Below are 12035 nucleotides of genomic sequence, written 5' to 3'. Positions count from 1 at the left end.
GTTTGGTGTTGGGAACAAGCGCGGGCAACCCTGCACGATGCCAGTTAAAAATCATATTCCGCATCTTTCGCTTGCCGGATCTTTGCATAGGCATCCACAAGCAGTGCGGTATCTTCTACTAATCGCTCCAAGCGGAAGAGAACGTCGTCGTTTACAATCGCTTTGCGCTGGAAATCTTTCTCTTCAATAAATACGTAAGCGGGCACGATATGCGCCTTCATATAGGCTAATATCGGCTTTAACTGCATTTCTACCATTAAATAATGCTTTGCGGTCCCCGCTGTTACGAAAATGCCAACCACTTTATCCCGAAAAGCGTTGACAGGCAGCAAATCGAAAATATTTTTCAGTACCGCCGGTATAGATGCTTGAAAAACAGGGGTGCCGATCAGAATAGCATCCGCGGCCATGAGGATTTCCGTTATGGTTCTCGTGTCGCCCTCATAATCGGTATAATTGCGTCCGTCGCTGAAGGTCATTTCGTATTCTGCAAGATCAATTAAGGTAATTTCCGCATCCGGGTATTTTTTGCGTGCTATCTGGAGCGTATGATCCATTGCCGTTCTTGTTTTAGAACCTGCGTTAGAGCCTGAAAGTCCAACGATTTTCATGGTTATCGCTCCTTATTTTTGAGCTGTATGCTTCTTGACGGCGGGCATAATTTCGGTGGCGATCAGCTCAATATTTTTAGAAATTTTCTCAAATGGAACGCCCCCGAAATCGATTTGAGCCAAAAAGCGCTGCTGACCGAATAATTCATATTGATAGAGCATTTTCTCGATGATTTGCTGCGGGCTGCCGATCATTAACGCATCGCGATAATCCGTAGCTTGAGCGAACTGTTGTTTGGGATAGCCCCCGCCTCGCAAAGCCTGCATGCCGGTATTCACATGCGGATAGTATTCGCGAAGGGCATCCTGAGTCGTCTTTGCCGTATAGAATAAACTCGTGGTCGCTATCGGCAAGGCTGCCGGATCAAAGCCGCTGCGCTTTGCTGCCGCGCGGTACTCATCGACAGAGACCTTGAAGTTGATGGAAGGGCCACCGAGAGTAGTCAGCATCATCGGCACACCGACATGTCCGGCTTTAATCGCGCTGGCGGGAGGCCCTCCTACTGCGCGCCAGATCGGTAAATGGCCGGCCCGGGGCTGAGGCAGAATCGAGGCATTTTTGAGAGGCGCACGGAATTGTCCCTCCCACGTGACATTCTCCTCGTTGTTCAACTTCAGCAGAAGTTCCATTTTTTCCTCAAATAATTCTTCGTAATCGCGCACATCATAGCCAAGTAAGCTATAAGCTCCTACACGGGAACCGCGTCCGGCGACAATTTCCGCGCGTCCTTGCGAAATTAAATCCAGGGTGGCGAAATCTTCGTATACACGGACGGGATCGGCCGTGCTTAATACGGTTGCCGAGCTGGCGATTTTAATGTTACGGGTCGCTTGGGCGATTGCACCTAAGATGACGGTATGCGCCTGCGTCGTAAAATGCGTTTGATGGCTTTCGCCGACGGCAAATACGTCGATCCCCGCTTCGTCAGCCAGTTTGCTGGCCTCGATGAGTTCCTGGATACGCTGTTCTGCACGGATCATCGTGCCGGTATGCGGATCAGGCAAATGATCCCCGATCGAATATAAGCCGAACTCAATACCTTGGTCGGGATAAATACGATATTGTTCCATGATTGCTCCTCCTTAATCTAGTGGGACTAAACGGGCTTCGATCTCTGCGCGCCGATCTTCCAGGAAGGGAGGCAAATCCAATCCCTTGCCCAGCTCTTCGATGGTAGCATCCACGGTGAAGCCGGGACCATCCGTTGCGATTTCAAATAAAATGCCATTTGTTTCGCGGAAATATAAGCTTTGGAAATAGTAACGATCCACAATTCCTGTGGAGTGAAAGCCGCGTTCTTTCACAACTTGATCCCAAAAGCGCAGCTCATCCACATTCTTCACGCGTATGGCCAAGTGATGAACACTTCCTTTGCCGGGCTTCTCGCCTGGGCCGTCCTCATACTTAACGATGATTTCCCCGTACGCTTGTCCGGCAACAGATTGATAGATGGCTTCTTCATCCGTACGGCCCGCTTCCGAGTAGCCGAATAGGTCCATTAAAGTATTCGCCATGCTTTGCAAATTGCGCACGGTGATTTCGACGGTTCCCATGCCTAGAATGCGGTGCTGCGGATCGATAATCGAGTCTTCCCAGGCCGACCAATGTTCGGGAACCGTTTCGCCGTTGTTGTTGATCAACATCATTCGCAAACCTTCGGGATCTTCGAAGAAAAGAGCTTCCCGGCCCCCGTAACGCGTGAGTTCCTCATGCTTTATACCGAGCGACACGAAGCGGTTTTTCCAGTATGTCAAGCTTTCCAGAGAGGGGACAAGCATGCCGATTCGCGTAATGGCATTCGTGCCGCGGACAGTACTCCCCGCAAGCGGGATTTCGAAAAAGGATAACTCTGTTCCAGGGCTCCCCGTCAAATCGCCGTAGAATAGGTGATACATGGCCGGGTTATCTTGATTTACTGTTTTTTTCACTCGGCGTAGTCCAAGGACGTCCTGATAAAATCGATTGTTCAGTTGAGCGTTTTTGGTTAGCATCGAAATATGGTGGTGTCCGTTTATTGTTGGCATTCCGGCAGCCTCCTTTACATCGGTGTGATGATTGAGCGTTCGCTTAACTCCATATCAATTTACTAATAAACTGACAAAAAGTCAAGTGAAGTTCCTTGTCTATAGGAGGGATCGCACGTTATACGAGTCTATCTACCTGTTCGCGAATGAAACCGTTTGGGACCGTTATCTTCGATGGGGGATTTCTTTATATATAAGAAACCTCAAGTGAATGATAATGTTATGATTTATTGGAGTAATAACGAATGAGGGAGTGAAGACCCATGCAAGAAAGCGCTATTTTTGATCTGTATCATATCTACAGGGAAGAGACAATTGAGTCCATTAATTTCATAACGGAAGAACAAGCGGATGTTATTCCGGCTGGTTTCAGCAATTCTTTACGCTGGAATTTCGGTCACATTCTGGTTGCGCAGGAGCAGGCCATGTATAACCTTGGTATGAATCAGCCTGGAGAAATTTTCGAGAAAACGCAGGACATGTTCAAAAGGGGATCAAGCCCAAAGGAGTGGTCTGTTACACCCTTTTCTTTAAAAGAATTACGGGATCAATTGCAGGAACAAATGGAGCGCATGAAAATAACTTTTTCCGGAAGATTAGGGGAAGCTGCTGCAAAAGAATTCGACATGGGGAAAGAAAGGAAAATAAAAACGTTAGGCGATCTGTTTATAGGAAGCCTTTGGCATGAAGGGGTGCATCAGGGGATTATTTATTGCATGAAACGATCTTTGAAATAGTGTCGACTGAACATGATCGGATAAGGAACCGTATCATAAGCAGGGCTGCTGAGAAGGCCTCAGCAGCCCTACTAGTATTCAGTATTCAGTCTGTTTTCAACCTTGAAATACGTACCGTCCGTCATTAAGGCTTTTCAAACGACGATACCCGTTTCCGTGCAGCTCCAATTAACATGGGAATGGCAATTAGAAGGCTGACCATAACCGGAACAATAGAGCCCTCGAGTCCAAAGTCCCCCCCTGTGAGAATGGCTAGACCGTTCACTTTCACAGTAAACAGACCTGCTGCAGGGTGTCCGGAAACAGGAATACCCAGTAAACCCTCAAGCGCATTCCAGGCAAAATGCAGCCCCATGGCAAACCATAAGTTCCGTCGCCACAAGAATGCCGCTCCAAGCAGCATACCTGCTTCTACACTAATGGCAAACGCGCTCCATAGGGTTGCCCCTGTATTCCCAAGATGGGCAACTCCAAAGAATAGTGAGGTCATAGCAAGTGCGGCCCCGTTTCCCGCCAACTTACTAATGGCTTGAAACATAAGCCCGCGAAAGATAAGCTCCTCAATAATAGCTGCGTTTAAAGCTGGTGTAACTGAGGATATTAGAACAGAACCCGCGTCCGCAGTACTCGCCCATTGAAAGGAGTAACCTCCCGCAGCAACAATAATTAAAGTGGACACTGTGATAAAGATGGCTCCAGTTAGTAATCCCATACCAGCTTCAATTCCTGCACGTTTTCTTGATAACTCAGGAATTGACCGACGAGCCAAGTATTTCATCGTTAGCCTATAGACGATGATGGCCACAATGCCAGCCGTTAGTGTCAAAAGAAGGGAAGCAACTCCCTGTGCTTGCTCTGCTAATGGCCGGAATAGGGCATCCACGAGAATAATGCCGATGGTCCCCACAATCATCCAGATGATTGAAAAGCTCCACCATGGACGCCCCGTACTTATTTTACCGCCCATATGCTGCTTCTCTTGATCTGCAAACATTTTCTTCATGTCCTCTTCAGCTCCTCTATGACTTGATAGACCGAGTATAGGCGGAAAAAGTCATAAAGAGAAAGTACGCTTTGGTCATGATTTGGTCATATGAACATGCCAAAAAAAGCTGGCGACTATGATAAGCTGCCAGCTTCTTGGGTATCGGCTTCTTAGTGATCCGTGAATCCCGAATCTCGGACTTTACGAATAGCCTCCTGCCTTCCCTTCACATTAAGCTTCGAATAGATCGTTGAGATGTAATTTTTAACCGTTCCTTCACTTAGAAACAGCGCTTCAGCAATGTCTTGATTGCGCAAGCCAGAAGCCAGCTTATGCAGCACTTCAATTTCACGGGTACTGAGCCCGTATTCATTGCTTATCGGGGCGGGGGCACCGTGCATACTTTTGATCATTTTACTCGCCATCTCCTGCGTAATCAGTGTCCCTCCTGCATGAACCACTCTTATGCCTGCAGCCAGATCCTTAGGATGAATGGCTTTGAGCAGATAACCTTCTGCTCCATGGTTTAGTGCCGTCAACACATATTCTACTTCCTTATAGGAGGTCAGCATGATAACTTTGATTGCAGGCATCCGTTCTTTAATCACAGCCGTTGCTGCAACGCCGTCCATGACTGGCATATTGATATCCATCAGTACAAGATCCGGCTGAAACTGCTCACAGCCTATAATTGCTTCTTCTCCATTCTTGGCTAATCCGACGATATCTAAATCCTCTTCCATGGACAATACAATATGCAGACTCTCCAGAATTAATTCCTGATCATCGGCAAGCAGCACCTTAATGTTCGCCATGCACCATCGCTCCTTTCAGCGGGATTTCACATCTGACTTCGGTGATCGCTGCAGTCCCCACCCTAGATGACACAAACAGGCGGCCTCCCAACCGCTCAATCCGATGTTTCATAGAGGTCAAGCCGAAGCCAAATTCCAGCTTGTCAATGGGTTTTCCGTTATTTTGAATGGATAATTGCAGAATGAACTCGGAAAATCGAAGCTCCAGATGCAGTTGAGACGCTTTTCCATGTTTTAGTGCGTTCGTGAAAGACTCCTGAATGATCCGAAGAATCGCTTGACGCACTTCAAAACGCATCGGCTGCTCTGTCCCCAGCATATTCATAGTCATGACGGTTCCAGTGTGTTCCCGGAAACGGCCCACAAGCGCCTCAACCTGTTGGAAAAGAGTCGAATTCTCTTCTTCTCCCATCTCGTGTACAACATTTCTCATTTCGCCCAAATTCTGCTCAGCCAGCGCTCTTAATCGAATTAACCTGTCTTTGACCTCGGCAGGCTTGTGATCCATAAGGGCAATGGAGGCATCAAGGCTCATAATGAGTGAGATAAAGGAGTGTCCCAGTGTATCATGAAGCTCCTTGGACATACGGTTGCGCTCCTCCATCAAAGTCATCTTCTCAATCTCAGCAGCGTAGTGGGTTAACAGTTTATTCTGCTGTTCCACTTCGGCAACCAGTTTATTTTTCTGACTATACGCATTGGCTACGAAGCTTGCCCAAATGCCGATGAAGCAGAATAACAGATTGTCAGTTCCGAAACTAATGGTTTGATCCCAAGATAATCTTAAATAAGACTGGAAAGTAAACGGTATTAAAGCAACTGCGGGAATGACCCAGAGCGTTTGCTTAGTCAACAAGTATCCCATGGCAAGACTCGGCAGCAAGTAGTCAGCTTTTGAAGTCAGATCCGGATGGAAGACAGAATTTACATAATAAGAACCGCCTAGTAATAGCTCCAGTATGCAAAACCAGACTTTGTTCATCCGTCTCCCAGGAAACCATGATATTAGAGGGACGATAAGCGCGGCCATTAGCCAGATGACGTTTAACCATGTATGATTCGAAAGCTCACTTTCTGTGAGAAGCCGGGTTGCCAGCAAAATATAATGGTAAAAGCGAAGAGCAAATACGCCCCAATCCATGAAAGATAATATCTTTTTGATATCGTCACCCCACTTTTCTAGAAAAATAAACCAGCATTAGTGCAACCAGTTTATCATTTTATTGAAGAAAAGGCTGGAGTAGTCGGGGGACAATCTATTTAAATTATGAAGATAAATACGATATTTTAGAGAAATGGATCGACAAAGAGTTAGAAAAACTGGTTAACTCGTGCGTTCCAAATGAAAATGAAAACAGTAACATTAATGAACAAGCTCTTCTATTAAGAACATTTGAGTACGAAAACCAAGAAGTACTGGGACTTCGCGTTGCTAAAAGTCCGATCAGGCCCAAGTGGTAATCGTATCTACTGGTAATCGGTAGGAAGGATAGCCTTCTTTGCTCGCTTTACCGATCGAAAGCAGCATGACCGGCTGGAATCGCTCCTTGTCCAAGTGAAAGACCTCCGCGATTCGATCCTTGTCATAACCCGCCATTGGGTTGGTGTCATAGCCGTGGGCGCGAGCTACAAGCATTAGTTGCATGGACACAAGACCCGAGTCCAACATGTTTATATCGCGCAAGGCGGATGGAGTCAGGCCTGCATAATACGGCCTTGCCTGTTGCAATTGCATATCCTTGATGTCCTGGGGCATGTAGCCAAGTTCTACTGCTCTATTAAAAATTTCGTCCATATATTCAATATTGTTGGAGTCATAAAACACCGCAATAACAGCCGAAGATGTCAAGACCTGTGTCTGGTTAAAAGAGGCCAGTGGTGCGAGTTTTTTTTTGCCTTCGAGGCTGTCGATCACAAGGAAACGCCAGGGTTGCATGTTAATGGCAGATGGGGCGCGGGAAGCTTTCGCTAAGATCTCGGTCATTTCTTCCCGGCTGATTTTCACTTCGGGATCGTAAACTTTAACGGAGCGGCGTTCCATTGCAATTTTGTTGAAATCGTTTGTTTTCTGGTAGTTGGCTGTAAAGATGCTCATACATGTTTCTCTCCTTTTTGGTTGAATTTGGAAATAATGTTATTCACCAGTACCACTAAGATGGTAAACTATAAAGTATACTTTATAGCAAGCGCTAAAACGGGAGGATGGTCATGAGGATAAGTGAAGTAGCGAAAAGTATGGATCTCCCGATTTCAACGATCCGTTATTATGAGCAAATAGGCATTATCACGGATGAATATGTATTGAGGGATCAAAATAACTATCGGATTTATGCGACAGATATCATTCATCATCTGAACGTTGTAAAGCATTGTTTGGCGGTTGGCTTTTCAATTCAGGATATTAAATCAATGATCTCGAAAAACGGAATGTCGAAGGAAGATCATGTAAGCCTGATACAAATGAAAATTGCGGAAATTGAAGCTGCTCAAAAAAAATTAGATGAATCCAAGCAAAACCTGTATGACATTCTCAAGGCGGACATTATTTGCGAAAAGGGTTTTGGGAAATATTAGAATGGGTTAGTGGTTAAATAACAGTCTTCGAGCGAAGCGCGTTTGTGGATAAAACGTAACCTTTTGTGAGAACCAAATTCTCTTACGGAAGTAGGATAAGCCGCCACGTAAAATGCGACTGGCGGCTTTCCCTCTCTAACTAACAAGTTTACTACCGGCTATGCCATGAATCTCGTAAGTTATGCTGCACAGAGCAACGACGTATATTTTGCCTTAGCGATGATAGGCTGAACCGTATCATAAATAACGGCAAGTTTGAGTGATGCTATAAACTCGTCAGACGAAAGAGATGAAATAATGAAATTACAAGTCGAAGGCGTCTCAGAATTAGTTCTGGAGACTTTTCTGAAGAATGAATGACTCTATGATAAATGGCTCACTTCCTGAAGAGGAAAGTGAGTCATTTATTTGTCATGTTACAAAAGGTAGCATCAGTTAGTTCGTTAAGGCTAGAGCTCTAATGCTGGCTTGTTTTTCCCCCGGTGGAATTTGTCTTAATTGCTCCCATACGCCTTGCTGAAAAGGCGATCCGATTAGATGTAGCGGAGTTTTGAATTCAGTTAACGTACCTTCGAAGTATTGAGTGAGTTCTCGTTCCATCGACTGAATAGGTAATGTCTGTCCGGGAATAATTGCCGCTTTCATTCGTTTCCTTAGCCGCTCAACTTCGCGTTCTAATCCTCTGCGATCTACGAACTCCAAGAGATACAGCTCGTTTTCGTCCGCTATAGCGACCATGGGGCCGAGTTGTGTGTCCAGCCACGCTGCTTTGAGAATCCGGCTATCGTCCAGACGCGTAGGAGGCGCGCCCATGATGCGAGAAAATGCATCTCTGAATCCACTGCTGGAATCGTAACCTGAAGCTAACTGTGTGTTAATAATTTTCTCCCCCGATCGGATGCTCTTCAAGGCGAGTCCCATTCGACGAGACCTGGCGTATTCAACGAATGTCATACCGAAGCGCTTCTTGAACTGACGGCGGGCAGTAGATTCGTCGATACATAAAGCCCGGAAATCCTGCCCCTTCCATCGCTTCTCCGGGTTCTGTTCAACCGCCTCGACGAGGAGCCGGACAATATCCGAAACTTGATTCGGATGTGACAAGGGGCGGCAACGCTGACAAGGACGGAAGGAAGCCAGAAGCGCCTGCTGCGCTGTCTCGTAGAATTCGCAGTTATTGTACTTCGGTTTCCGAGCTGGACAAGTCGGCCTGCAAAACACGCCGGTGGACGTAACGCCCACGAAGAAGACACCTTCGTATTCGGATCTTTTTTCGATAAGTGCTTTATAATACTCGGCTTTGCGTTCCTGGTTATTGATCATAATGACACCTACATAGTAAGAATAAGTTTATTATATCCTGCGCTTAGGGCGGCCGTAGCCGAAAATCAGGCACATATTTTAAAATCCACAGATACATTACAACTAAACAACTGAATATCACTTTGATTTGTGGCAGTTTGTTGCGCAAGCTCCCGTATGTGCTAATGGTAGAGTGTCTATCCGGAATTCTATCATTCTGTTCGTTTCATTGCAGGTGGTCGAAAGAGGTCGAGTGTCTATGAAGAAGGAATCTGTTAACTAAATAGTGTAAGATCTTGTGGTAAAATACTTCCAGACTAGCATTTTGCTGCTTCAATCTATAGTGGAGTGCAGGTCTGTATCGTTTCCACCTAAGTCGTGCCTGAAGAGAGATTCGTTTAGGAAAGATCGATAGGAAACAGGGGGAGTATACATGTACATCGTATCATGGCCAAAACCGCTGTCTAATGACCAAAATCAAGCATTTGTGAAGGAATGTACTGTTGTTTATCCACCGGGCTATTTACGGTTTTTGCAGCGATTCGGCGAAGGGACGTACAGAGGGTGGTTGAATGTCCAGTTTCCGGATAAGGATGTGCTTAAACCTTTTGCCGAATACGGGTTATGGGAGCATGACGAAGACAGTCCCATTACGGAGCAAGAGATCGGCGAGTGTATCGTTATAGGTACAACTGTGGACGGTGATTTTCTGGCTGTGCATCCCCAGACGGCTGGGCTGCTCTGGCTGCCTCGGCATGCGGAGCACATAAAGGCGATTTCGCTGCAAGCACGGGAGCAGGATGACGAAGGGATGTACGCCTTGATGTTGGACGAAATCTATCGTCAGGTCTATGGAATCAGTCAAGAGGGGGCCGTCTATTATGAACCGTGGACGGGCACTCGGAGCCATCTCTTTTTACGTTTGCCACAAGGGCCGGGCCAGCTTACGCTGCCTGATCTTGCCGGAATGTGCCAAGCGGATTATCCGCCGGATTTGTCCATTGAGACCGAATATGCTTGTCACCTGTTCTACCGGCAATTAGGCGGCTATGTACGATTGAATTATGCCTACCAGCAAGAGGTGGCCATCTTCTACGAACAGGATCAGGATGCACAACAGGCGTTTGCTGTTATGAAGCAGTGGCTCTTGTCGAAAGGGTGCTAAGCGATTTCAGAAGATAACAGATGATCTGAATGCTGATCGAGGTGGCTAAACTCATTTGACGGGATTGGAGCAGCTCCTCATAAGGATGATACTTTTACATAAGACTTTGAGTGGGAGTAGTTAATGGACGATAAATTTAAAAGGTCTAGGGAAATTCGAGGATCTGCCGGAAATCGCGATGCACATTTACAAAGTAAATATTCCAGTTTTGCAGGCTGCAATTGAAGCTGGCTGGGATATGGAAGAGGGCATCAGACTTAGCAAGTATACCACCTTAAGTCCGCTCGATCTGGCGCTGATATCGCAGCAAACGGATGTTGTAAAGCTGCTGGTAGAGCACGGCGTCAACTTGAAACGGTTGTCGACTTGACGCTGGGGTTCCGAGAGCAATTCAAGGATCATCCCTTCGCAGAGGTTTTACAAACCAGTTACGTCATTTCTATGGATGGGTCCGGCGATCCGATTATTATCAATCAGTCAGGAATGGTATTCATCTGTTATCACGATACCGGGGAGATCAAGTTAATAGCCGATTCATTCGAGGTGCTGATCGAGGAAAATTTTTGTGAATGGTGAGTAGTCCAGCTCGGCAGTCCATCTGCTCGCGGAGGTTCCGGTAATAAGCCAGGAAGGCTGGCGGTATAACGCCGCGGCAGACTTTTCGCCGACAGACCCGCAAGGGTGAACCCTATCATAAATAACAGCGGGATTTAAGTGTTAAGCAGGGCTGGATAGCCTTATGCAGATTTTGTTTACCCGTAACAGCTGCCAAGGTCAGATTTATTTCAATAAGCGGTTCCTTGTCCCGTCTGGCAATAAGTTGCTTCATGCTCACCATGACAATCTCCTAGTAACGCAAATATGGGAAGCGGAAGAAACTTGTCCTTACAGACCCTACCTTATCAATGAAATAGGCGGTGATGTTAATGAAAGAGAAGAACCATATTAAAATAGCTTTGGTACAAATGAACTGTGAGAAAGGCGAGATCGACCGGAATCTCCATTTAATGGAGGAGTACATCGTAGCAGGTCAAGAGCAAGGAGTGGATATCGTCTGTTTTCCCGAAATGAACATCACGGGTTACATTAATCCCTTTCAACTTCCACAAGCGGTGCTTACTCTTGATCACAGAGCGATCCATCAAGTCGTTAAATACAGCGAACTGTACTCTATGTGTGTCGTTGCGGGATTTGTGGAGCATAACCCGATGGGCAAGCCCTTTATTAATCAATTTATTGCTCATAACGGGAAACTGCTTGGTTTCTATCGGAAGATAACGATTAAAGATGAAGAAGCGGACTGGTTTGCTCCCGGTGATCAACAGCCGGTATTCTCAGTACTCGGAGTCACAGTCGGTTTATCTGTGTGTGCAGACATAGATGACCCCAACATATTTAATGAATATGCTGACCAAGGTGCCTCTATCGTACTTGAAAGCGCGGCTCCAGGATTATATGGGGAACAGGAAAGCCGGAATTGGTTATCTGGTTTCAACTGGTGGAGAAGTAATTGCATGGAGAAGTTAGGGAGATATGCAGCCGAAGAGTCCTTATATATTGGTGTTTCCACACAAGCAGGGAGTACGATCGATGAAGACTTTCCGGGCGGGGGTTATCTTTTTAATCCGCGAGGGGAATGTACGGCTGAATCAGGAGAATGGATGGAGGGTGTGCTGTATGTTCAAATCCCAATCTGATCGATAAAAGTATGAAATGGTTAATTCAATGAGTTGACTTTGCCCTTAGGGTAAGCCGTACAGTGAAATGGAACCAAGCTTCAATAGCTAATGTAATCAATCCGCATAAAAGAAGGGAGGTAAC

General features: G+C 46.2%; 13 protein-coding genes and 1 pseudogene. 6 read left to right on the top strand and 8 right to left on the bottom strand.

The annotated features are described in order from the left end of the window. Nucleotides 1–44 precede the first annotated feature (44 nt). The 3 genes from EDM21_RS01980 to EDM21_RS01970 are packed head-to-tail and all read right to left on the bottom strand — an operon-like array spanning nt 45 to nt 2636. Nucleotides 45–611, bottom strand: coding sequence for an NADPH-dependent FMN reductase (locus EDM21_RS01980; protein WP_157332413.1), 567 nt, complete (start codon nt 609–611; stop codon nt 45–47). A gap of 12 nt (nt 612–623) precedes the next feature. After that, nucleotides 624–1682, bottom strand: coding sequence for an LLM class flavin-dependent oxidoreductase (locus EDM21_RS01975; RefSeq protein WP_157332411.1), 1059 nt, complete (start codon nt 1680–1682; stop codon nt 624–626). Between the two features lie 12 nt (nt 1683–1694). Then, nucleotides 1695–2636 (bottom strand): ring-cleaving dioxygenase, encoded by a 942-nt coding sequence (locus tag EDM21_RS01970; protein ID WP_157332408.1) that lies wholly within the window; start codon nt 2634–2636, stop codon nt 1695–1697. Between the two features lie 263 nt (nt 2637–2899). Here EDM21_RS01970 and EDM21_RS01965 point away from each other — a divergent pair, with 263 nt between their 5' ends. Then, complete coding sequence (locus EDM21_RS01965) at nt 2900–3373, top strand: DinB family protein (protein WP_157332406.1); 474 nt, start codon at nt 2900–2902, stop codon at nt 3371–3373. Between the two features lie 124 nt (nt 3374–3497). On the opposite strand, the gene EDM21_RS01960 is transcribed toward EDM21_RS01965, so the two are convergent. From EDM21_RS01960 to EDM21_RS01945, 4 genes are all read right to left on the bottom strand, one after another. Continuing rightward, entirely contained in the window at nt 3498–4376 is an 879-nt protein-coding gene (locus tag EDM21_RS01960) for a CPBP family intramembrane glutamic endopeptidase (protein ID WP_157332403.1), read from the bottom strand. A 152-nt stretch (nt 4377–4528) separates the two neighbouring features. Continuing rightward, nucleotides 4529–5173 carry a response regulator transcription factor gene (locus EDM21_RS01955; RefSeq protein WP_157332401.1) on the bottom strand — a complete coding sequence of 215 codons (645 nt, stop codon included), beginning with the start codon at nt 5171–5173 and terminating at the stop codon, nt 4529–4531. Next, complete coding sequence (locus EDM21_RS01950; RefSeq protein ID WP_235917973.1) at nt 5160–6155, bottom strand: sensor histidine kinase; 996 nt, start codon at nt 6153–6155, stop codon at nt 5160–5162. Before EDM21_RS01950 ends, EDM21_RS01955 begins: the two co-directional genes overlap by 14 nt. A gap of 462 nt (nt 6156–6617) precedes the next feature. Continuing rightward, nucleotides 6618–7268, bottom strand: a complete 651-nt coding sequence (locus EDM21_RS01945) for a nitroreductase family protein (RefSeq protein ID WP_157332397.1) — start codon at nt 7266–7268, stop codon at nt 6618–6620. 113 nt (nt 7269–7381) lie between these two features. On the opposite strand from EDM21_RS01945, the gene EDM21_RS01940 reads away from it, so the two are divergent. Further along, nucleotides 7382–7747: a helix-turn-helix domain-containing protein gene (locus tag EDM21_RS01940; protein WP_235917972.1), complete on the top strand. Its 366-nt coding sequence runs from the start codon at nt 7382–7384 to the stop codon at nt 7745–7747. A 435-nt stretch (nt 7748–8182) separates the two neighbouring features. Here the strand turns inward: EDM21_RS01940 and EDM21_RS01935 are convergent, their stop codons facing one another. Further along, nucleotides 8183–9070, bottom strand: a complete 888-nt coding sequence (locus EDM21_RS01935) for a bifunctional transcriptional activator/DNA repair enzyme AdaA (RefSeq protein ID WP_157332393.1) — start codon at nt 9068–9070, stop codon at nt 8183–8185. Between the two features lie 412 nt (nt 9071–9482). Here EDM21_RS01935 and EDM21_RS01930 point away from each other — a divergent pair, with 412 nt between their 5' ends. The 4 genes and pseudogenes from EDM21_RS01930 (at nt 9483) to EDM21_RS01915 (ending at nt 11911) form a co-directional block, all read left to right on the top strand. Then, nucleotides 9483–10214 carry a hypothetical protein gene (locus EDM21_RS01930; protein WP_157332391.1) on the top strand — a complete coding sequence of 244 codons (732 nt, stop codon included), beginning with the start codon at nt 9483–9485 and terminating at the stop codon, nt 10212–10214. A 178-nt stretch (nt 10215–10392) separates the two neighbouring features. Continuing rightward, nucleotides 10393–10566 (top strand): annotated as a pseudogene (locus EDM21_RS01925) (ankyrin repeat domain-containing protein); the annotation flags it as partial. A 14-nt stretch (nt 10567–10580) separates the two neighbouring features. Beyond that, a complete protein-coding gene (locus tag EDM21_RS25325) occupies nt 10581–10790 on the top strand; it encodes an SMI1/KNR4 family protein (RefSeq protein WP_338043905.1) in 210 nt (69 codons plus the stop codon). A 350-nt stretch (nt 10791–11140) separates the two neighbouring features. Then, the gene (locus EDM21_RS01915) at nt 11141–11911 is read left to right on the top strand and encodes a carbon-nitrogen hydrolase family protein (protein ID WP_157332388.1); all 771 of its coding nucleotides are present in this window, start codon (nt 11141–11143) and stop codon (nt 11909–11911) included. The last annotated feature ends 124 nt before the right edge of the window (nt 11912–12035 follow it).

The sequence above is a fragment of the Paenibacillus lutrae genome (assembly GCF_009757775.1).
GTDB classification, from domain to species: domain Bacteria; phylum Bacillota; class Bacilli; order Paenibacillales; family NBRC-103111; genus Paenibacillus_F; species Paenibacillus_F lutrae.
The sequence above is the reverse complement of the archived record's forward strand: the minus strand, read 5'-3'. Positions and strand labels throughout refer to the sequence as shown.